The following is a 21,938-nucleotide window of genomic DNA, read 5'->3' on the forward strand; positions in this document are numbered from 1 at the left end:
TCCCCATTCCCGTACGACTCGGCGCTGTATCCGCCGGGAGCCGTCGGCCTGGCCACTGTCACCGGCCTGCCGGCCGGCACGGTGGTCACCTCACCCGCCGCCTCATCCGCCCCCGCCGTCGAACCGGCCGACGAAGCGCCCGAACTCATTGCCAACGGCGACTTCTCCGAAGGCACCGCCCCCTGGTGGTGGTCCGACAACAGTCCCGCTGCGGTCGTGGACGGGCGCCTGTGCGCGGATGTCCCGGCAGGCACAGCGGACCCGTGGGACGCCGTCATCGGGCAGAACGCGCTCCTCTCGCCGCCGGTGAGGGGTACACGCTCAGGTACACGGCGACCTCGACGGTGCCACTCACCATCCGTACCAACGTGCAGCTGGGGGCCGGCCCCTGGACCACGGAGCTCTCCACGACGCAGCAGGTCGGAGAGAGCTCCGAGCGCGTCAGCCATACCCGCACGGCGGCGGCCGACCACGACGCCGCTCAGCTCGCCTTCCAACTTGGCTGCAGTGACAAGGCGTTCGCCTTCTGCACCGACGAGGTTTCGCTGCGCGGCGGCACCGCACCGCCCCCGCATGAACCGGACACCGGTTCCCCTGTCCGCGTCAACCAGGTCGGCCACCTGACCCACGGCCCGAAGAACGGCACGTACGTCACCGAGGCAACCGAACACCACTTCCCAGGACGCTCAGCGCCGTCGACGGGACCCGGTGGGCCAGTGGCACGACCATCCCGGCGGGCATCGACACCGCCTCACGGCAGAACGTCCACACCTTCGACTTCGGCGCATTCACCACCGCCGGACAGGGCTACACCGTCGCGGCAGCCTGACCAACCCGAAGATCATCACCCGGCCGACCCACATGACAGCGCCGTACAAACGGTTCCGCCCGTGAACCTTGCTCGATGAGCCGTCGCCTTGGAACTCCTACCGGAATGGTCTTCAAGTTGGTTGCACCACTCCGCAACTGATGATCCGGGGATGTGGGGCAGCGCGGCCGAAGCTGTGCGAAGCCGACGACGAGCTGCGGGCGGTGTACGTTGCGCCGAGGAGAGCGACCGCACCACTGCCCCGAGCCGGAGGGTGCCCTGGACGGTCCGTACCGGCTCGCCCCGAACTGTGTGATCGGAGCCGGTGGAGGGTAAATGCGTCGACAGCGACCCTCGGCACCCGGCAAAGTGGCCGCCCGTGACGAGCAGTGAACTGTGGACCCGTGAGACCGCCGACCGCTACGACGCCGAGGAGACCGAAACGTCCTCGGCTGCCGTTCTGGAACCGACTCTCGCCTTCCTCGCCGAACTCGCCGGAGATGGCCGGGCACTGGAGTTCGCCATCGGGACCGGACGAGTGGGCGTCCCGCTCCGGGAACGCGGCGTGCCGGTGGTGGGCATCGAACTGTCCGAGCACATGGCAGCGGTGCTGCGGCGCAAGATCGACGAGGGCACGCTCCCGGTGGCCATCGGGGACATGGCCACCACCGTCGTCCCCGGCGAGTTCGCCCTGGTCTATCTCGTCTACAACACCATCACGAACCTGCTCACGCAGGACGAGCAGGTCGAGTGCTTCCGCAACGCCGCACGTCATCTGGAGCCCGGTGGCCGATTCGTCCTCGAGCTGGGCGTGCCGCCGCTGCGGTTCCTGCCGCCCGGCCAGGTCGCGGTGCCGTTCGACGTCTCTGAGCAGCATCTCGGCTTCGACACCTTCGACCTGGTCGAGCAGATTCTCGTCTCGCACCACTTCACCCGCGACGGCGACGACGGCCGCTACCGTCGCGGCAACTCCCGGCACCGGTATGCCTGGCCGGCAGAGCTCGACCTGATGGCACGGATCGCTGGTCTCGAGCTGGAACGTCGCGTCGCGGACTGGGACGGGGCGCCGTTCACCCAGGACTCCGCGAAGCACATCTCCGTGTGGCGCAAGCCCACCTGAGGTCGGCCACCGGGCTGTCGATGTAGGCCGTGCCTGCCCTGGAACTCCTATCGGGAGTTCAGGCGTCGCCAGCAGATCAGTGCGCATCCGGGGGTGAGGAACGCTTCGTGGATGTCGTCACGTATCTCCCGGCGGATACCCAGGCGGCGGAACCAGTACAGGTGAGCGCGAAGGCGCGTTCCACAACCCAGGGCTGGGTACCCAGGCCGGAGCCGTGCCCGGTGCCCCGGCGGGCGATCAGCGGCTTCACGCCGAGATCCCGGACGAGGCGGCGGTACTTGGCCGTGTTCGTAGCCGCGGTCGCCCAGCACCACGTCCGGGCGGCGCCGGGGCCGGCCGCGCTTGCCCCGTACCGGCGGGATCGCCTCCAGCAGTGGGATCAGCTGGGTGACGTCGTTGCGGTTGTCGCCGGTCAAGGTGGCGGCGAGCGGAATACCGGTGGCATCGGTGATCAGGTGATGCTTGCTGCCCGTCCTGCCCCGGTCAACAGGGCTTCGTCCCGTCTTGGATCCTCCTTTTGATGCCCGTATGTGGGAGCCGTCGACGGCCGCCCGGGAGGATTCCAGGGCGTTCGCGCTGCGAAGCTCGGCCAGGAGGACCTCGTGCAGCCGGGGCCGGACTCCGGCCTCGGTCCACCCGGCCAGGCGGCGCCAGCAGGTCATGCCCGAGCCGAAGCCGAGTTCCTGCGGCAGATGTTCCCAGGCGATCCCGGTGTGCAGGACGAACAGCACGCCCCGGAACACCAGCCGGTCCGGATGCCGCTTGCGCCCGGGATGCCGGGGTCGACGCTCCCCCTTCGGCAGCAGCGGCTCGATCACCGCCCGCAGCTTGCCGTCGGCTTCCCACCGCTTCGGCCGAGCCACCCCACACCCCCGGATCATCAGTTGCGGAGTGATCCAGCCACCTAGAAGGTCATTTCGTCAGGAGTTCCAAGAGCTCCCCGGAGCTCTACCAGTTCCCCACCGCCTTGCTGAGTTGGCACAACAGGCGCGAAGATACGCGGGTTGCCGAAACCAGGGGAGGCGCAGTGAGTCTGGGAGCGGTGGCGATAACGGGGCGGCGGGCACCATCGGCTCCGTGGTGCGGGAGGCGCTGCGAGGCGCGGCGGCACGGTTGATCCTGCTCGACCGCGTGCCGCTCCGCCGAGAGGCCGAGAACGAGGACGTACACACCGTGGATCTGCGGGACGCCGCTGCTGTGGAGTCGGCCCTTGCGGGAGCCGACCGGGTGCTGCACCTGGGCGGCGTGCCCGACGAGGCGCCCCTCCCCGATCTGCTCGAAGCCAATGTGCTTGGCACGCACCATGTTCTGGAGGCTGCGCGGCGCACAGGAATCAAGCGGGTGGTGCTGGCCAGCAGCAACCGTGTGACCGGCTTCTACCCCGCCTCGCACCTCACCGGTCCCCAGGAGCCGGTACGTCCCGACGGCCTCTACGGGGTGAGCAAAGCCGCCGTCGAGGCGCTCGGGCGGCTGTACGCCGACAAGTTCGGTCTGTCTGTCGTCTGTCTGCGCATCGGCAGCTTCGAGCGTCTGCCCACCGAGCCCCGGCACCTGGCGACCTGGCTGAGCCCGCGCGACGCCGTCGGCTACATCCGGGCCGCCCTGACCGCACCGCCCTCCATCCGCTTCGCCACCGCGTACGCGGTCTCCGACAACACCCGCCGTTTCTGGGAACTCCCCGACCCGGCGGAACTGGCCTACACCCCCGTCGACAACGCCGAGCTCCATGCCGCGGCCATTCCCGCGGCGGACTCCCCTGCCGACCCGACCGTGCCCCAGGCCGGCCCCTACTCCCTGCCCGAATTCACCCTCAAGCACCTTCGACCCTGATGCTCGTATCCATCGCCGGAACGCGTGCCGGCAGCATGTTCCGCTGAAGAACGGCGGCAAGGCTCTGGTGCCTGCCGCCCCGTGCCTCGACGTCAGTGGAAACCGCCAGGTCACAGCGGTCCGACTTCAGTGGCAAACGATCCAGCTTCAGTGTCGGAGGACAGTGGCACAGAAGTCGGTGACGATCGCGAACGAGGCGGTCACCATCCCCGCCGCCATGGCCGGCGGCATCACCGCGTGCATGGTGTGGCCGTGCACCATGCCGTCGCGGATCTTGCGGCCGTCGTTGAGGTACTCCGCCTGTTGGATCGTCAGGATCCATTGGCAGCACCCTGCTTGATGAGTCCGTGCAGCGGCTTCTTGCCCGCGCCCGGGATGCGGTCGCGCAGCACGATCTCCACCGCGATCAGGGAGTGCATGACCGCCACGGTGGAGAACCCGTAGCAGTAGTACGACTGGCGCAGCAGCTCCCGGGCCGTGCGCAGGACCGCCGCCGCGGCCTCGCGACGTGCCGGACGTACCGGGAATGCTCCCATGGGGGCACCTGCCCGCACCCTGGGCACTCCCGAGGCGCATCATCCCTGCTCAACGCCGTACTGCGCAGCACATCCCCGCCGGCCTCCACTTGCTCGACCCGCACCGCGGCCGGCTGCGGCAACAGGCCCTCCAACTCGACAACACACACCACCGGCCTGGCAGGGCAGACCACACCGCGTCACGGGACCGGCGGAACGATCAACGCCTGCGAAAATCTTGGAAGACCCGAACGTTTACAGCCCCAGCGCCCACCCACGCCCCCTCTTAAGCGGTGAATTCCGGAACGATGAAAGCTGCCTTGGGTTCCGTTGCGGCTAGGCGGGCGTTGAGGAGGTCCCGGTAAGCATCCGAGCCGTACACCGCATACGCGTGCTCCACGTCGCGAAACCTCAGCATGACTGTATAAGTTCCACCCTCAGGAGCCTCAGCCAAGTGGACAGTGTCGTCTGTGCTGACCATCAGTTCGCCTGCGTCCGGTCCAAGTAGCACAGGAGTCGCGGCAACTCGATAGGCCGCCAGCCGGTCGGTATCGACGACGTCATAGTTCAAGATCAGAAACGCAGCCATAGTTCATCCCTTTGACAATGAGGTTTTCTCAGTGAATTGATCCATGCGAAGGCGGGTAGACCGCTCGACCGGGGTGGAGTGGACGGCGCGGCTCGGTGCGAGACAGGTGTGAAACCTCTGGCAGGACAGGTCTCTCTCGCGAAATCGTCCGCTGAACCAGAGGCTTCATGTTGGTCACCATGTTGCCATGCTCGACGTCCCGCGCCATGTGGTCGAGTTCCTCGCCCGGCTGCCGGCCGTACATCGGCGTCGGCTCGGTACTCCGAAGGGCTCCCGGGCGCTGAGACCGTTCCGGCAGGCGGTGTTGGTGCTGTGCTGGTTCCGCGAGCAGGGTTGTGTGCACTGTCTGGCCCGCGACACGGGCATCTCACAGGCCACCGGTTACCGGTTACCGGTACCTCCATGAGGGCATCGATGCCCTTGCGAGCCAGGCCCCCGGCCTGCACCAAGTGCTGAAGGAGTGCCTGGCCCAGGGATTGAGCCACGGGGTCCTGGACAGGACGCTCATCGCCACGGACCGCGTCGCCGGCGTCCACCTGAACGGCGAAGGCAGGGAGGTGGGCACGTGGTATTCCGGCAAGCACAAGGCGTTCGGGGGGACGCGCAGTTCCTGTCCGCGCCGGACGGCACCCCTCTGTGGGTGAGCGACGCCGAGCCGGGCTCCTTGAATGACATCACCGCCGTACGTATCCACGTGCTGCCCGCGCTGTACAAGGCTGCCGCTGACGGACCGCCCACTCTCACCGACTGCGGATACCAGGGTGCCGGTATCGGCGTGCACCGCCCCTTCAAGAAGTCGCGCGGCAGCTCCCGCCATCGTCTTCACCCCGGCGCCCAGACCCACAACGTGCTGCTGCGAGGAGTACGGGCCCCTGCGAGCGTACCGCCGCTGGACTGAAGGAACGCCGGCGCGGCCTCGAACGGGTCACTCTGAGCCCCTGTCGGATCGGCGATATCGCCCGCGGCGCCCTCGTCCTCAACGGAACCGGGAAGTGATCGCCGCTGGGAAACCCTCCATACGACTGTTCTGTCAGACCCCTCAGCGGGCGGAAGAATTCGCGGATGTCGGCCGCGACGAGCCCGGGCTCCTCGTTGCCTACGAAGTGGCCGCCTGCGGGCAGGTCGTTCCAGTAGCGGATGTCCGTGTAGGTACGCTCGGCGAGGGACTTGGGCATGCCGAGGTCACCGACGCCGATCGTGATCCCGGCAGGCACGGTGAGCACGGGCAGCGGCAGCGGCAGCAGCAGCAGCAGCAGTCTGCGGTCCCCCGCTGGTGGAGGTAAGGACGGAAAGACGACCCGATCGTGCCGGTCGTCCGCACCGGATCATGCTTCGACAACGCCGCCGCGGAGAGCTTCTGGGCCCTGCCCAAGGAAGAGACCGGCACCCGCACCCGGCCGGGCCACCGCCCGCGCTGAGGTTTTCGCCTTCATCAAAACGTTCTACAACCGGCGCCGTCTGCGCAAGCCCAAGGTCTTCGGCTACCTCACACCGGCCGAGACCGGGCAGCGCCACCAGCACGCCCTCGCGGCATGGAGATCGAGTGTCCGAGACCACGGGAAACTTCACTTGCGCGGCTTGCCTGTTGCTCGGACAAGCCGGCCCTTCTCCGCTGACCTGCACTTCCGAATTTTATTCGACAGATTGGTGTTCACGGGGTTGTCAGAGGTATCACCGGACTCCTACAGTCGCAGTCGTATCCGATGAGTGGGAGCGCTCCCATTAATGGGGGATGGGAGCGCTCCCGAACCCGCGCAGCATCCCCTGTCGGCTCCGATTCCCTCGGAGAGAGGCCCTCGCATGCGATCGTCACGGCACCCTCTCTGCAACGTCCGCACCCCATCCGGCACGCTGCTCACCACGGATATCCCGAACGACGAGGGCAAGCGTGCGAACCCGAGGCGCCCCTCGAACTGCACAGCGCCGGAGGCGGGCAACAATCCGACTGGAGCGATGCCGGACGCGCCGCTCGTCGGGCACTGGTTCCACGACCAGTTCTCCATGATCATACGCAAGCCCCACCCGGCCGTGCCGATCGACGGCCGTGGCGATCCCGACCCGAACGGCACCACCGCACCGGCCGCGCCGACCGGACCGAGGACCACCGCGAAGACCACGTCCAGCGTTTCGCCGGCCTTGACCGCGGCCACCGAGAAGGCGGACGTCACGGGCCATGACGTCTGCGGCGGCGACACCGTCGCCTCGTGTGCCGATGCCTCAAGGATCCCCGTCTGCGTGAGCAGCGACCTGACGTGGAGCACTCCGCCCGCCCGGCCGGCCCGGCGACTGCCGAGGAGAAAGACACAGCCCCACCCATCAGAGGAGACATCATGGCTCGAAGCAAGAGACGATCACTGTCCTTACTGGCGGTGCTGGCCACCCTGCTCAGCGGGGTAGGTCTGGTCCTGCTCGGCCAGAACAGCGCGCAGGCGCACGGTGTGACGATGACGCCCGGTTCGCGGACCTACCTCTGCTATCTGGACGCCAAGACCAGCACTGGCGGGCTCGACCCGACGAACCCTGCGTGCAAGGCCGCGCTCGCGGAGAGCGGCTCGACCGCGCTGTACAACTGGTTCGCCGTGCTCGACTCCAACGCGGGCGGACGCGGCCCGGGTTACGTCCCGGACGGCAAGCTGTGCAGCGCCGGCGACCGCTCCCCGTACAACTTCACCGGCTACAACGCCGCCCGCGCCGACTGGCCCCGGACGCACCTCACCTCCGGGGCGACGATCGGGATCAAACACAGCAACTGGGCGGCGCACCCCGGCGACTTCCGGGTGTACATCTCCAAGCCCGGCTACTCGCCCACGAAGCCGCTGGGCTGGGGTGACCTGGAGCTCATCCAGACCGTCACCAACCCGCCGCAGTCCGGCTCGGTGGGCAGCGAGTCCGGTCACTACCGCTGGGACCTGAAGCTGCCCTCGGGCCGCTCCGGCGACGCGATGATGTTCATCCAGTGGGTGCGCTCGGACAGCCAGGAGAACTTCTTCTCCTGCTCCGACATCGCCTTCGACGGCGGCAACGGCGAGGTGACCGGCATCCGCGGCTCGGGGAGCACCCCGACCCCGACCCCGACGTCCACCCCCACGCCGACCCCGACCCCGACGTCCACCCCCACGCCGACGCCCACCCCGACCGGTCCGCACACCGGGTGCATGGCCCTCTACAAGGTGACCAACTACTGGAACGGCGGCTTCCAGGGTTCCGTCGAGGTGATGAACCACAACACATCCGCACGTGAGGGATGGGCCGTGCGCTGGCAGCCGGGCGCCGGAACCAAGATCAACCAAGCCTGGAACGGTGCCCTCAGCACCGGTTCCGACGGCACGGTCACGGTCAAGAACGTGGACCACAATCGCACCATCCCGCCGGACGGCACCGTGACGTTCGGCTTCACCGCTACCTCGACCGGGAACAACCTGCCGGTCGGCTCGGTCACCTGCGTCAATCCGTAACACCGGCAACGACGACGCCGGCCTTCACCTCCGCGCTGTGGTGCGACGCGCATTCGGCGAATGCGCGTCGCACCTCCCAGCCGTCGTCCCCCCTCCCCCGCACAAGGCGACATTCCCCCACGGAAAGAAGGAGCTCATGGATCGTCACATACGTGCCCACAAGACGCGGCGTCGTCTGACGCTCGTCCTCAGCACACTCGTCACGGTGCTGCTCAGCCTCATCCCTTGGAGCGGCACCGCTGTGGCCCATGGATCGGTCGTCGATCCGGCGTCGCGCAGCTACGGCTGCTGGCAGCGCTGGGGCAGCGACTTCCAGAACCCGGCCATGGCGCAGCAGGACCCCATGTGCTGGCAGGCGTGGCAGGCCAACCCCAACGCCATGTGGAACTGGAACGGTCTGTACCGCAACGGCTCCGGCGGCAACTTCCAGGCAGCCGTCCCGGACGGGCAGCTGTGCAGCGGCGGCCGGACCGAGGGCGGTCGCTACAACTCGATGGATGCCGTGGGTCCGTGGAAGACCACGGATATCGGCGCCAACTTCAACATCAAGCTGTACGACCAGGCCAGCCACGGCGCGGACTACTTCCTGGTCTACGTCACCCGGCAGGGCTTCGACCCCGCCACCCAGCCGCTGCGCTGGAGCGATCTCCAGCTGGTGGCCCGCACCGGCAAGTACGCGCCCAGCCAGAACTACTCGATCCCCGTGAGTACGTCCGGCTACAGCGGTCGCCACGTCGTCTACACGATCTGGCAGGCCTCGCACATGGACCAGGCGTATTTCCTCTGCAGTGACGTGAACTTCCGCTGACCTCACCGGTCATCGGACCGTCCCGCCGAGCGGGCACCGCTTCCACCGTCCGGCGGGCGGTCCGGCACGTTCCGCTGTCCCGCACAGACACGCCCCGTCACGGCGGAGCCGCCAGTTCCGGCCAGCGGGCAGGCCGTCGGGTGACGCCGACGGCCTGCCCGCGAAGCGGGGCGCCAGAACACGGACCCAGCCTGCCGGGCGAGGCACCGCGTCGTCTGCGGCGCATACAGGCCGGGCCGGCCGTCGGCCCCGGAGCCGACGGGACGAAGCCCCCTCGCGCTCGCTGTCCGCAGAGGCGCCGTCCGCGCACCCGTGCAAGTGCCACCGCCGTGCAAGCGTCCACGTTTCCGGAGCCGACATGTCACGATGCCTCTCGACCGGGTCCCTTCTGCTGACCCTTCTGCTGACCGCCCTCACTCTGTTGCCCGTCGCCGCGGCCCCGTCCTTCGCGGCGACCGCCCCCACGGCAGCGGATGCTGTGCCGCTCCGGACGGGGGCGGCGCAGGACACCCCGCCGGTGCCCCTGCCGTCGCTCAGTGCGACCACCACCCAGGTCGCCTCCGGACTGAGACGGCCCACCGCCCTCGTCGCCCCCGACGACGGCACGGGCCGGCTGTTCATCACCGAGAAGCCCGGCACCGTCCGCGTCTACCACCCGGACACCGGTCTGGCCCGGACCCCGCTCATCGACATCACCTCGGCCGTGGACGAATCGGGCAACGAGCGCGGCCTGCTCGGCATCGCCCTCCCACCCGACTTCGCCGACAGCCAGGACCTGTACCTGGCCTACACGGCACTGCCCGAGGGCGCGGTCACTCTCGCCCGCTACCGGCTCGACGAGTCCCGCCTGGAGGTCCTGCTCTCCCAGGAGCACGCCGAACACAGCAATCACAACGGCGGCCAGCTCGCGTTCGGCCCCGACGGCAACCTGTACTGGAGCATCGGCGACGGTGGCGGCTCCGCGGATCCCCTGCGCGCCGGACAGCGGCTGGACACCCTGCTGGGCAAGATCCTGCGCATCGACGTGAGCCGCACCTGCGGCCCGCTCGCTTACTGCGTCCCCGGCGACAACCCCTTCGTGGACACCCCCGGCGCCCGCGAGGAGATCTGGCTGTACGGACTGCGCAACCCGTGGCGGTTCTCCTTCGACCGCGCCGACGGCTCGATGTGGATCGGCGACGTCGGCCAGGGCCGGTGGGAGGAGATAGACCACCTCGCCCCCGGACAAGGCGGGCTGAACCTCGGCTGGTCCTGCTACGAGGGTCTGGAGAAGTTCGACGGCGGCCACTGCGAGCCCGGCGAGAGATACACCAAGCCGGTCTTCACCTACTCCCCCTACACCGGCGGCTGCTCGGTCATCGGCGGCCACGTCTACCGGGGACAGAAGTACGCGAACCTGGTCGGCGGCACGTACATCGCCACCGACTACTGCTCGTCCACAGTCTGGGCGCTGCGCCCCGACGGCAGGGGCGGCTACGAGCAGGCCGAGATCGGGGAGATGCCCACCCAGGTCACATCGATCGGCACGACCGCCGACGGGGAGTTCTACGTGGTCAACGACCTGCCCGGCGGCCTGCACCGCGTGTCGTTCGCGCGAGAGGAACCCACCTGCAGGGTGGACCGCACCGTGAAGACCTGGGGAACCGGCACGACAGTCGACCTCACCCTCACCAACACCGGCAGCACCCCCGTGAACGGCTGGACGCTCGAGTTCCCGCTGGCCCTCGGACAGACCGTCGTCTCCGACTGGAACACCGACCTGACCCAGGGAAGCAACACGATCTCGGCGACCAACGCCGCGCACAACGCCACGATCACCCCGGGCTCGAACATCACCCTCGGCTACCTCGCCGGCCACACCGGCGACTCGTCGCCACCGCCGCGGTTCACACTCAACGGAGACGCCTGCGCCATCGGCCGCTGAGCCGTCGGCACGCCCATCGGTGAGCCGGAAGCGCTGGACGACGGTCCGGAACGTCCCCGTCGGCCGGGCCGTCCTTTCCAGGGCGCGCCCGGCCTCGCGGCCTCCCGACCTGACTGCGGGAAGCCGACCGTACACGCTGCCGCTTCCGGTGCCGCTTCGTGGCCGCGCCGAGCCTTCGGCCTTCGGGGCCGGCACGACCTCGCCCTTTGCCGCAACCCCGGGGGCCGGCCGCACCGGCCCCCGAGGCATCGACGGACTGCCGGTGAGGGGCTCGGGCACCGGCGACACGCGAGCCCGTCACCACCGCCGGCGCCGGCATGCGGTCCCGGACATGCTCAGTCCCGCGGGGAGCGGTGCCGTCGCGTCCTTCGCTCATCGACGGCCACGGCGAGGCACGCTGCGACCAGCACCACGTTCTTGATGATGTACTGCCCCTCGAGCGTGGGGGCGGGTACGGCGCCGTTCCACATTTCGGCGGGCAGGATGAACAGGGCCGAAAATACACCGGCCATATGGGCGAAGAACGCCGTCAGCGCCAGCCGCAGAAACACCCCGGTGACCAATCCGGCGCCGATCGCGGTCTCCAGGAACGCCAGCATCAGGTAAGAAACCTTCGTCGACAAAAGGTCGAACGTCAGAACGTCCATGGTTCTGATGGCGACACTTTCGGCCGGGCTGGTCCCAGGAAAGAATTTCATCACGCCGAACCAGACGAATACCAACCCCACAGAGACTCTGAGGACCGTCGTACTGTGCGGACGGTAGCCATCCCGCATGACGTCCAGTGCGGCCCGCGCTCCGCGGCGGCCGACGGGCGGAGCAGCCGGGTCCGGCGGCCCGATGTCAGCGTCGGGGTGGGAAGAAGGCGGTTGTTGCCCAGCGGAACTGGTCATAGGACATCTCCCGTCGAGGTGGCCTCACTCCTGAGCCCTGGGGCCCGCCGTCGTGAGTCGGGCATCCGCCCTCGTGGTGTCAGGCATTCGGTCTGCGCCTCATGCCCTCTGCGGTGCGGATATCAACGGACGCGAAATCATGCTGTGGGCACAGGACATCAGCCAGGGGCAGCATAGGAATGCTGACGCGGTCCGAGCCAAGAGGAGTGGAGTCAGCACATTCACGTGGTGGCACATGAAAAAATACAGGCTTCGTCGCCCTGGGTAAAGTTCTGGGTCGATATCACATTCCTTGCGACGTAGGCAATTTTCGCCTGGCGCGTCTATCTGTTTTCACGTCGTGATGCGACATGATTTCCTTGTATGCCGAACGGAAGACGAACGACCCCGGGGGCCCGGAAGGGCGAAAAGGGAATCGGTCCCTCCCTCCCGTCCGCTGTCGGCGGTGGTCGGGTCCGCGAGGATGGTGCGGTGTCTGGGCAGCCATCCGGCCCTTCCGGTCCGGCGCAGGATGCCGCCGTCGTCCTGTGGTGGACGTACCTGCCAGGACGGCCCGGTGTCTTCCCGCTTCGCCGTCTCCTGCTTCCGGCCCCGCGGGACCGGAGGTCCGATGGGGACTCCACGGGCGTTTGACGTCCCCCCTGCCGAGGGCGACGGACAGGGCGGGGAATGCGACCACTGGGTGCTGTTCGCCGCCGAGGCGGCAGGTGTCGCAGGTGAACGACCGGCCGTCGAGCGTGAGGCGTGAGTGTTGTCCTGCGCAGGACGGAGGCATACCAGCGACGCCCACGGCGGGAGACGGTCACCGGCCGCACCACGGCTTCGCCGCGCAGAGCCGGCGCTGGAGGCGCTTGGCCGACTCGTGCAACCGGGTCCTCCCCGGACGCGGACAGGCACAGGCACAGGCACAGGCACAGGCACAGGCACAGGTAAGTGGTGAGGCGGACCCCGGGTTTCTTCACGTCGTGGTGAAGACGGAAACTGTCCCGGGACCGCCCGCGTTTCTTGAACCGCGGATAACACCCGACGGCCGGCCCGGGCTCGGGAGAAGAGCTGCAGCCAGTTGTTCCACGCCGTGTCCGCGTTCAGGAACGCCGACTGGAACACGTAGGTGTTCCCCTCGTGCCACCACGGACACGTCCCCGCAACACCCGTGCGGATTGACCGCGCTCCGCGACGAACGCCCGGTACACCGCCGGCTTGCCAGGCACAGGCGCGCGGACCGGTTTCCGCGTCTGCGCCCCGGGCAGGCCCTGCTCCACGAGCGTGTTCACCTGCTCCCGCCAGGAGTGGTGGGCGCGCTGCCTGGCCGTCAGCGCGTAGTCGAACGCCAGGCGCGTTCCCACACCACCGCTACAGCCGCTGCTCCTGAGCAGAGGTGGGGTCAAGTGCGAACCGGAACGCACGAAGGATCTCCGTCTGCACGCTGCCATCCCCGATCGCCCTTCAGTGGCATGAGGTGGCGCGTCGTCCCGACCGGCGGCACAAGTCGCAGATCTCCGCGGCGCCCGGATCACCGCGATGCCCACGCCGCCAACTCACTGACAGTTGCCGCCGTCGCGCTGCCGCCGATGGCGTTCGAGGCTTCACGGCTGCCGGGTGGCCCGTGCGCGAAGAGACCGGCCGTGGACACGGTCGGCGGTCGACGGGGCTCCGGCTGAGCCGGAGCCCCGTCGACCGCGGAGGCGGTCAGCTGGTCGGGAAGCTGTCCGAGGTGCTGATCCGGCTCTTGAGCAGCGCCCCGGACTCGGTCAGCACACCGCTGGTGCTGTAGTCGCTGCCGTTGCAGGTGCCCGGCTTGAACGCCGCGCTGCTCTCGGAGGCGTCGGAGTAGGTCCAGTTCGCGTAGCCGATCTTCAGCTGGTCGAGCAGGTCCAGCCAGGCCGTGGTGCTGGCCCGGTCCATGGCTCCCCCACCGGTGGCGCTCACCGTTCCGAACTCGGTGACGAACAGCGGCAGTTGTGAGGCAGCGCGACTGAGCGTGGCGCGGTAGTTGTCCTTGTGGCTCGCGGCGTAGAAGTGGAACGCGTACATGATGTTGGTGGCCTTGACGGGGTTGTTGACGATCTCGCTCTCGTTGGAGCCGTCGGAGACTCCCAGCGAGGACCAGCCGCGGGTGCCGACGATGATCACGGCGTCCGGGTCGGCCGCCCGGATGACCGGGATGACCTGGTCCGCGTAGTTCTTGATGGCCGTCCAGCTCACGCCGTTGGGCTCATTGGCGATCTCGTAGATCACGTTCTTCTTGCCGGCGTTGCGGGCGGCGACGGACGCGAAGAACGTCTTCGCCCGTTCGAGGTTGAAGTTCGGGTCGCCCGGTGTCAGCGTGTGGAAATCGATCATCGCGTACATGCCGCGCGCCTCGGCCATGTCGACGAGGCTGTTCACCCGGTTGGTGAATTTGGCCGGATCGGTCTCGTACCCGCCCTCCTGCACGTACATGGCGATGCGCAGCAGATCCGACTTCCAGTCCTTCGCCAGCGCGTCCACGGAAGCGGTGTTGTAGCACTTGTCGAACCACTGGAGGCCGTGCGTGCTCATGCCCCGCAGCTGAATGGGTCGGTTGTACTGGTTGCACAGGTTCACGCCGCAGACGTGGAGCTGTCCGTTGACGCCGACGGGAGTGCCGCTGTCGCCCGGACCGGGCGGCGTGGGCGTAGGCGTAGGTGTGGGCGTGGGTTCGCCGGTGGAGCCCGTGCAGGCGACGCCGTTGAGAGTGAACGCCGTGGGCTTCGGGTTGGCACCCGTGGTGGAACCCGTGAAGCCCATGTCGGCCGTCGCGCCGGTGGCCAGCGTGCGGTTCCAGTCGGCACTGACGGCGGTGACCGTGGAGCCGGACTGCGACCATGTGCCGCTCCAGCCCTGGACGACCTTCTGGCCCGCGTCCGGCATCGTGAACTTCAACGTCCACCCGGAGAGGGGATCACCCAGGTTGGTGACCTTCACCCCGGCTTGGAAACCGCCCTGCCACTGGTTGGTGACCGTGTAGTCGACACGGCAGCCGGTCGCGGCGGTCGCCACCGGACTGAACAGGGACATGAGCCCGAGCGCCATCACGCCCGTGACCAGTAAAGCCATAAGACGTCTCACGGTGTTCCTCCTGATGCGGGCAGAGTGGGGCATATGAGGCTGAGTTGCCGATGGGAGCGCTCCCATAAGAGACTGCGGGATCCCGTCGGGCCGAGACGGTACACCGCGTGCCGGAACGCGTACAGGGATCTGACAACACGAGCGATTGATGGCATGAAACGAGTTCCGGGTGCCGACCTCCACAGTCCGGCGCTCGAACCGGAAGCGCGGGTCGACAGGGACGCACCCGCGCGGCCCCGCCCCACCGGCGGAGGGTGCCCCCCAGCAGGTGCAGTGGTGTCCGCACCCCGCCGACCGTCCGAAGTGACGACCACGACATGTTCCGCCGTCATGTGCGGGACCACGAGGCAAAGCCGGTGGGGACGCTTTACGGCACTGGGCACGGAACGGAGTCGGCGGGTCGCGGAACACGCCGTCGCCGCCTGCGAGCTGAGCGTCCAGGAGCGCTTCCGTACGAGAACCGGGTTTCTGCGCCGCGCTTTTGACCTGCTCCTTCGAAACTTCTTCGACAGTTCGGCGCGCAGCCTCTTGTCAGGAACATGGGAGCCTCCTACAGTCCCACTCGAATCGGCAACTGGGAGCGCTCCCATCCGCGAGGACGGCGAGAGCACTCCCACCGGTTCGTCCCTTCCACTCCGACGAAAGGGTCTCGATGCATGTGCTACCTCGCCGCATCGGTATTGCGGCGACGACGTGTTGCTCTCCGTCGCCGCGACGGCAGTCACCGGCTGAAGCACCGTCCCTCCACGGAAAACCTTCGAAAAACAGTTACCTGACGTAGCATCAGAGAGGTTTGTGTCCCGGCAGAGCGGCGGGAGCCGTCGGTCAACACCTTCTCGCGAACCGCCGGCACTCATGTTCCCGGCACAGGTGACTCCGGCAACCCGGTTGCGGACGAGGTGTCACACCGCTCGAACGTCCGACCGGGCGGTTTCAGGACCGACGTCACTGCGAGCAGCATCGCCTCGGCAGCCGTCGGCCACTGAAAACTCGCCCTCACCCCGCCTCCGGTCATCAACCCATCGACGCCGACGAAACGTTCGTGACCCCGTCTTCGGGGGCGGTCACAGCGAGCGGACCGTCCCCACACGCTCAGATCACGTCCGGCGGCGACCGGCCGTTCGGGTTGCGGGCGATACCACCGCGCCCTCGCCGGACCGCCGCCCCGAGCCTTGTACGGCACCGACCGCACCGTCGCGCAATTCGGCCGGCGGGTCACTGACACCGCCGTGCCTCCCTGCTCCGGGGCCCGCTCTCCCGATCCCACGCCGACAGAGCGGGCCCCGGACCCAGCCCTCGAAGGACCCGTCCCGGAAGGCTTTTCCGCATGAGCCGCTCGCCGTCTCCCCCGCCGCCCGGCGGTCGTCGCCGCGCTGTGTGCCGTGGCGCTGTCCCTGGCCGGGCTGGCCGCCGCCCCGCCCCCGGGCCTTCGGCCGCCGCCGCTCTGCCCTACCAGGACCCGTCCCCGGCGGTGTCGGACCGCGTCACCGACCTGCTGTCCCGAATGACACCGGACGACAAGATCGGCCAGATGACACAGATCGAGAAGGACGCGCTCATCCCGCAGTCCGACCCACCGAGGGCAACGGGGTGTCGGACGTGCTGTTCGGAGACTGCCTTCCGACCGGCAAGCTGCCGGTGACCTGGATGGACAGCGCCTCCCAGCAGCCCATCAACGACGGCGACGGCAGAACCCCACTCTTTCCGTACGGCTACGGCCTGTCCTACGGCACGACGCCGGAACCGGAGCCCACACCGACCCCCACGCCCCCTGCGCCCAAGGCGTGCAGCACCCAGTTCCGGGTGGCCCCCTCCTGGTCAGGCGGCTACCAGGCGGAGATCACCGTGAAGAACACCGGGACCGCCTCCCCGACCGGCTGATCGGCCGAATGGGACCTGGAGGGGCGACCGTCACCAACCTCTGGAGCGGCTCGCTCCATGTGACACCGGGCCGGACCACCGTCCGCAACACCACCCGCAACGGCGCACTGGCACCAGGCGGCACCGCATCGTTCGGCTTCACCGCGAACGGCACCGCGGGCACGCCGCCCCCGCAGTGCGCCGGCTCCTGACCGTACGACCGGTACCACCCGCACCGTACCCACGAGGAGAAACGATGACCGATCGGACCAGCCTTGCCGGCATGCGCCTGCGGCGCGTGCGTCGAAGAGGATCAGCGCTACTGGCCACCGCGCTGGCCACCGCGCTGCTCGGGCTGGCAGGCCAGGCCACGGGACAGCCCGCGGCCGCCGCGGAAGCACACGTCGGCAATCCGTTCGCCGGCGCGAGCTTCTACGTCAACCCGGACTACGCGACCAGCGTCGACGGATCCATCGCCAAGACCTCCGACACCGCCCTCAAGGCCAAGATGGAGAAGGTGAAGGGCTACCCCACCGCCGTCTGGCTGGACCGGATCGCGGCGATCCACGGCGGCGCCGCCAACGCCGGCCGCAAGAGCCTGGCCGACCACCTCGACCTCGCGTTGGCCCAGAAGAAGCCCGGACAGCCGATCACAGCGACGTTCGTCGTGTACGACCTGCCCGGCCGGGACTGCGCCGCCCTGGCCTCCAACGGCGAACTGCCGCTCACCCAGGCCGGCCTGGACCGCTACAAGAGTGACTACATCGACGCCATCTCGAGCGTCTTCAGCAACCCCAAGTACCAGGACATCCGCATCACCACGGTCATCGAGCCGGACGGTCTGCCCAACCTGGTGACCAACACCGCCGACCCCGAGTGTGCCCAGGCGAAGAGCAGCGGCCTCTATGTCAAGGCCGTCCAGTACGCCCTCGACAAGCTGCACGCCATCCCCAACGTCTACACCTACATGGACTTCGCCCACTCCGGCTGGCTCGGCTGGGACACGAACATCACCCAGACCGCGCAGCTGTACACCGACGTCGCCAAGGGCACCGCGGCCGGGTTGAACAGCGTCGACGGGCTGATCACCAACGTCTCCAACTACACGCCGCTGGAGGAGCCGTTCCTGACCAACCCCGACAAGACGGTCGGCGGGAACATGGTCAAGTCGGGCAAGTTCTACGAGTGGAACCCGAACTTCGACGAGTCGGACTTCACCAAGAACCTGCACAGGACCCTGGTCGCCGCCGGCTGGCCCGCCTCCACCGGCATGGTGATCGACACCTCCCGCAACGGCTGGGGAGGCTCCGGACGGCCGACTGCCGAAAGCACCAGCACCACCCTTGACACCTACGTCGCCGAGTCCAAGGCCGACCGGCGTGCGCACCGCGGTCTGTGGTGCAACCTCAGTGGCGCGGGTCTCGGGCAGCCTCCGCAGGGTGCGCCGTCCGGCTACCCGGACGCGCACCTGGACGCCTTCCTGTGGATCAAGCCGCCGGGTGAGTCCGACGGGGCCAGCGAGGACATCCCGAACGACGAGGGCAAGCGCCAGGACCCGATGTGCGACCCGGCCTACACCGCGCCCACCGCCGGTAACAGCAAGACCGGCGCGCTGCCCAACGCACCACTGGCCGGGCACTGGTTCCACGACCAGTTCGCCATGCTGGTGAAGAACGCCCACCCGGCCGTGCCCACCGGCGGCACCGACCCCGGCGACCCGGGTGACACCACCGCGCCGACCGCGCCGACCGGCCTGAAGGCCACGGCGAAGACCGCGAGCAGCGTCTCGCTGGCCTGGACGGCGGCCACCGACAACGTGGGCGTGAGCGGTTACGACGTCTACCGCAACGGCACCAAGGTCACTGCCTCGGCGCTGTCGGGCACCGTGTACACGGACACCGGGCTGAGCCCGAGCACGGCCTACAGCTACACCGTCCGGGCCCGGGACGCCGCGGGCAACACGTCCCCGGCCTCGGCCGCGTTGAGCGTCACCACGGAAGCGGGCGGGGGGAACCCCGACCCGACAGGGGGCGTGAAGGTCCGGTACAGGAACAACGACTCCTCCGCCACGGACAACGGCATCCGTCCCGGCTTGCAGATCCTCAACACCGGCAGCGGTTCACTCGACCTGACCAAGACCACGGCCCGCTACTACTTCACGCGGGACGGCGGTTCGTCCACGGTCAACGCCGTGTGTGATCACGCAGCCCTCGGATGCTCGCAGCTCAAGCTGAAGGTCGTCCCGCTGAGCACCCCGGTCGCGGGTGCCGACGCCTACCTGGAGGTCGGCTTCAGCGGCGGTTCCCTCGCTGCCGGCAAGGACACCGGCGACATCCAGCTCAGGATGAACAAGTCCGACTGGTCGGCGTTCAACGAGGTCGGCGACTACAGCCGCTCCGCTGGAACCTCCTACGCCGACGCCCCGGCGGTTCCCGCCTACCTCGGTGCCACATTGGCCTGGGGCACGCCGCCCGCGTAGTCCCCGCCGCCCGCACAAGCTCCCCGCCCGTCCGGTGGACATGTGCCCGGACGGGCGGGGGTGTGAGCATCACCGGGTTCTCCTCATCCTCAGACCAGGTGATCTCGGGGGAACGTCGCCACCCCCGCCATCGTCCCGAGTGAGCCGGGGCGCCCACGAGGAGATGAGGGTGGGCACCGGCGCCCCCACCCCGCGGGCGGGCCCGGGGGCTCACCCGGTCGACTCCTCATCGGCCGGCCGGCCTCAGCAGTCCGCGAGAGATTCAAGATCGAATCGTTGCCCCTTTGCCGCGTTCCTCGGGGTCACAGCCCCTGTGGGTGCGGCCCACGACGCGGGCTCTGCGATCGCGGTGGAGGGGATGCCGGCGTGTGTGGCGAAGCAGGTGACAAGACCGGTCAGGAAACGAGAAGCCCCGGCCGCCGAACACCCCTAGCGTGATGGCCATGGCAATCACCACTTCCACCGCATCCGACACGTCGATCGCATCCGTCATCCTCGGGGTGGCCGACCCCGTGGCTGCCCACCGCTTCTACACCGCCTTCGGAGTGGAGACGCACATACGCCTGCGGGCGTCCGAGGCACACTCCACCGGATTCCGCGGTTTCGCCCTGGCGCTCACGGTGTCCCGGCCGGCCACTGTCGACAGCTTCGTCGACGCCGCCGTGGACGCCGGCGCCACAGTGCTGAAGCCCGCCGCGAGGTCGCTGTGGGGCTACGGCGGTGTCGTACAGGCCCCGGACGGGACGGTCTGGAAGGTCGCGACCTCGGCGAAGAAGGACACCGGCCCGGCCACCCGCGAGATCGACGAGATCGTCCTCCTGCTCGGCGTCGAGGACGTGAAGGCCAGCAAGCAGTTCTACGTCGGCCGGGGCCTGACCGTGGCCAGAAGCTTCGGCAGCAAGTACGCCGAGTTCACCTCCGGCGAGGCCGGCCCCGTCAAGCTGGCGCTGTACAAGCGCCGCGGCCTGGCCGAGGACCTCGGTATCCCCGCCGACGGCACCGGCTCGCACCGCATCGCCCTCGGCAGCGCCGCCGGCCCCTTCACCGACCCGGACGGATTCACCTGGGAGGCCACCGGGCCATTCGCCCCCGCACCGTCCACGGCGCCTGCACTGTCCTGACTCACGGCCCCACACTCCCGCCCCGACCCGCCTCATCCCTGTACGGGAGGAAACCTGCCACGCAGTCCACGAAGCCGTCCGCCGAGAACTCCGGCACGACCGCGTGGCGTGGAAGTTCTTGCCGGTGGGGTAGGGGCGGTCGCCGGGCCGGACGGTCTCGCCGCCGCCCGGCTACTGCGTTCCCGCTCAAGGACATGCTCCCGCGCGCGAGGGGCGAGGCCGGGCGGAAGGGGGCCGCGGGAGACCCGGTGCTGTCCCCGTCCGCGATCCGTCAGCTGATCACGACGGTCACCGCAGAGTCGGACACGGACGAGCGCCGCCGCGTCGCCCGGGAACGGCTCGCGGTCCTCGGCGCATGGAAGCACGAGGTCGCCCTCACGGTCGGCCGGGGCCTGGCCGACGTGGAGGCGGCTGCCGAACTCTCCACCGACGTACCGACGGTCAAGACCCACGTCTCGAGCATCCTGACGAAGTTCGGCCTCGACAACCGCGCGCAGATCGCCCTCCTGAGGCACGACGCGGGCGAACGCTGAGCGGTGCGGCACCGCTTCCACGACCGTCGCAGCGCACACCGGAGCCCGCCAGGATCGCCGGACGCCGAGCGGGGCGCGGCCATTGGGCGGAGCCGGTGTCACACCCGGGGGGGTGGCCCGACCACCGCGCCGCACCGGGGCGGACCGCGGTGGATCTACGCCCCTTGTACCCGCCCCTGCTCACTCCCCGGACTTCCGGACGGGGCTCCCCGTCCGGCCGTGCCGCTGTGCGTAGCGCTCCGGCAGCGGGGCGGCCGGAACGTGGTGTCGGGTGAGGCGGAAGCTGCGCTGCCAGGTATCGAACAGGGCGGGCGTACAGGGAGACCGGCAACCATCGCCAGGACGCCGGAACCCCGCTCTGGAGTTTGCGTACGACCTGGGTACCGCTTCAGAACGGGCACCCGTACGAGCGAACGGAGCTGAAACGCTCGTCGCCCGTCCGCGGACACATCGGCCACCGTCCGCAGCCGTCAACCGTCAACCGTGCACAGGACCGGACGGCGCCCTGTGGCTCGGGCACGGCACCGGAACCTGCGGTGTCCGTGCCCGCACCAGAATCAGCTCGCCCTCATCAACCACACTCTCGACGACCAGCGGGGACAGCCTCGAGAACACCACGTTCACAAGCTCCCTGACGCCACGCACGCCGTATCAGCGGCCTACCGGTACGCTGCGTCACCACCGAAAGTGAGCCAGATCCGTTCGCCTGACAGACCCGTACTGAGCCACGGTGCACGCGGTTCCGTTGAGGGTGAACTGCGTCGGCTTGGTGAAGGTCCCCGTGTAGGTGCCCTGGAAGCCGAAGGGCTGGCTGCCGCCCGGCGTGATCAGTGCGTTGGAGGCGGTGTTCGTCGCGGTCACCGTCCCGGAGGACGGGCTGACGGTGGCGTTCCAGGCGTTGGTGAGGGTCTGT

Annotated in this window: 17 protein-coding genes and 2 pseudogenes; 13 read left to right on the top strand and 6 right to left on the bottom strand. The window is 68.8% G+C overall.

The annotated features are described in order from the left end of the window. Nucleotides 1–739 precede the first annotated feature (739 nt). Nucleotides 740–829 (top strand): cellulase N-terminal Ig-like domain-containing protein, encoded by a 90-nt coding sequence (locus ACWDZ4_RS31270; protein ID WP_451511774.1) that lies wholly within the window; start codon nucleotides 740–742, stop codon nucleotides 827–829. A gap of 358 nt (nucleotides 830–1,187) precedes the next feature. Then, a complete protein-coding gene (locus ACWDZ4_RS31275) occupies nucleotides 1,188–1,928 on the top strand; it encodes a class I SAM-dependent DNA methyltransferase (protein WP_451511756.1) in 741 nt (246 codons plus the stop codon). 47 nt (nucleotides 1,929–1,975) lie between these two features. Here ACWDZ4_RS31275 and ACWDZ4_RS31280 read toward each other — a convergent pair whose 3' ends face one another. Next, nucleotides 1,976–2,791, bottom strand: a complete 816-nt coding sequence (locus ACWDZ4_RS31280) for an IS5 family transposase (protein WP_451511757.1) — start codon at nucleotides 2,789–2,791, stop codon at nucleotides 1,976–1,978. A gap of 214 nt (nucleotides 2,792–3,005) precedes the next feature. On the opposite strand from ACWDZ4_RS31280, the gene ACWDZ4_RS31285 reads away from it, so the two are divergent. Beyond that, nucleotides 3,006–3,758: an NAD-dependent epimerase/dehydratase family protein gene (locus ACWDZ4_RS31285; protein WP_451511758.1), complete on the top strand. Its 753-nt coding sequence runs from the start codon at nucleotides 3,006–3,008 to the stop codon at nucleotides 3,756–3,758. Between the two features lie 311 nt (nucleotides 3,759–4,069). On the opposite strand, the gene ACWDZ4_RS31290 is transcribed toward ACWDZ4_RS31285, so the two are convergent. Together ACWDZ4_RS31290 and ACWDZ4_RS31295 are read right to left on the bottom strand one after the other, a co-directional pair. Beyond that, nucleotides 4,070–4,294, bottom strand: a complete 225-nt coding sequence (locus ACWDZ4_RS31290; protein ID WP_451511759.1) for a hypothetical protein — start codon at nucleotides 4,292–4,294, stop codon at nucleotides 4,070–4,072. A gap of 265 nt (nucleotides 4,295–4,559) precedes the next feature. Beyond that, on the bottom strand, nucleotides 4,560–4,862 hold the full coding sequence (locus ACWDZ4_RS31295) for a DUF1330 domain-containing protein (RefSeq protein WP_451511760.1): 303 nt from the start codon (nucleotides 4,860–4,862) through the stop codon (nucleotides 4,560–4,562). Nucleotides 4,863–5,049: 187 nt separating this feature from the next. On the opposite strand from ACWDZ4_RS31295, the pseudogene ACWDZ4_RS31300 reads away from it, so the two are divergent. From ACWDZ4_RS31300 to ACWDZ4_RS31315, 4 genes and pseudogenes are all read left to right on the top strand, one after another. Next, nucleotides 5,050–5,858, top strand: a pseudogene (locus ACWDZ4_RS31300) (transposase family protein). Between the two features lie 1,334 nt (nucleotides 5,859–7,192). Continuing rightward, entirely contained in the window at nucleotides 7,193–8,317 is a 1,125-nt protein-coding gene (locus tag ACWDZ4_RS31305; RefSeq protein ID WP_451511761.1) for a lytic polysaccharide monooxygenase, read from the top strand. A 136-nt stretch (nucleotides 8,318–8,453) separates the two neighbouring features. Beyond that, the gene (locus ACWDZ4_RS31310) at nucleotides 8,454–9,125 is read left to right on the top strand and encodes a lytic polysaccharide monooxygenase auxiliary activity family 9 protein (RefSeq protein WP_451511762.1); all 672 of its coding nucleotides are present in this window, start codon (nucleotides 8,454–8,456) and stop codon (nucleotides 9,123–9,125) included. A 358-nt stretch (nucleotides 9,126–9,483) separates the two neighbouring features. Continuing rightward, on the top strand, nucleotides 9,484–11,049 hold the full coding sequence (locus tag ACWDZ4_RS31315; RefSeq protein ID WP_451511763.1) for a PQQ-dependent sugar dehydrogenase: 1,566 nt from the start codon (nucleotides 9,484–9,486) through the stop codon (nucleotides 11,047–11,049). A 335-nt stretch (nucleotides 11,050–11,384) separates the two neighbouring features. On the opposite strand, the gene ACWDZ4_RS31320 is transcribed toward ACWDZ4_RS31315, so the two are convergent. Continuing rightward, on the bottom strand, nucleotides 11,385–11,942 hold the full coding sequence (locus ACWDZ4_RS31320) for a DoxX family protein (RefSeq protein WP_451511764.1): 558 nt from the start codon (nucleotides 11,940–11,942) through the stop codon (nucleotides 11,385–11,387). 1,689 nt (nucleotides 11,943–13,631) lie between these two features. Then, nucleotides 13,632–15,032, bottom strand: coding sequence for a cellulase family glycosylhydrolase (locus tag ACWDZ4_RS31325; RefSeq protein ID WP_451511765.1), 1,401 nt, complete (start codon nucleotides 15,030–15,032; stop codon nucleotides 13,632–13,634). Between the two features lie 1,599 nt (nucleotides 15,033–16,631). Here ACWDZ4_RS31325 and ACWDZ4_RS31330 point away from each other — a divergent pair. The 6 genes and pseudogenes from ACWDZ4_RS31330 to ACWDZ4_RS31355 all read left to right on the top strand — a co-directional run bounded on the left by ACWDZ4_RS31330 (nucleotide 16,632) and on the right by ACWDZ4_RS31355 (nucleotide 21,025). Then, entirely contained in the window at nucleotides 16,632–16,913 is a 282-nt protein-coding gene (locus ACWDZ4_RS31330; protein WP_451511766.1) for a hypothetical protein, read from the top strand. An 8-nt stretch (nucleotides 16,914–16,921) separates the two neighbouring features. After that, nucleotides 16,922–17,104: a cellulose binding domain-containing protein gene (locus tag ACWDZ4_RS31335; protein WP_451511767.1), complete on the top strand. Its 183-nt coding sequence runs from the start codon at nucleotides 16,922–16,924 to the stop codon at nucleotides 17,102–17,104. A gap of 44 nt (nucleotides 17,105–17,148) precedes the next feature. Further along, nucleotides 17,149–19,371, top strand: coding sequence for a glycoside hydrolase family 6 protein (locus ACWDZ4_RS31340; protein ID WP_451511768.1), 2,223 nt, complete (start codon nucleotides 17,149–17,151; stop codon nucleotides 19,369–19,371). A 340-nt stretch (nucleotides 19,372–19,711) separates the two neighbouring features. Further along, a pseudogene (locus tag ACWDZ4_RS31345) lies at nucleotides 19,712–19,804 on the top strand (AraC family transcriptional regulator); the annotation flags it as partial. 4 nt (nucleotides 19,805–19,808) lie between these two features. Next, nucleotides 19,809–20,492, top strand: coding sequence for a glyoxalase (locus tag ACWDZ4_RS31350; protein ID WP_451511769.1), 684 nt, complete (start codon nucleotides 19,809–19,811; stop codon nucleotides 20,490–20,492). A 194-nt stretch (nucleotides 20,493–20,686) separates the two neighbouring features. Next, nucleotides 20,687–21,025 (top strand): hypothetical protein, encoded by a 339-nt coding sequence (locus ACWDZ4_RS31355; RefSeq protein WP_451511770.1) that lies wholly within the window; start codon nucleotides 20,687–20,689, stop codon nucleotides 21,023–21,025. Nucleotides 21,026–21,700: 675 nt separating this feature from the next. Here the strand turns inward: ACWDZ4_RS31355 and ACWDZ4_RS31360 are convergent. Next, nucleotides 21,701–21,938 (bottom strand): cellulose binding domain-containing protein (locus tag ACWDZ4_RS31360; protein ID WP_451511771.1); only part of this gene is annotated, 238 nt, incomplete at its 5' end.

The sequence above is a fragment of the Streptomyces sp. NPDC003016 genome, assembly GCF_053591455.1.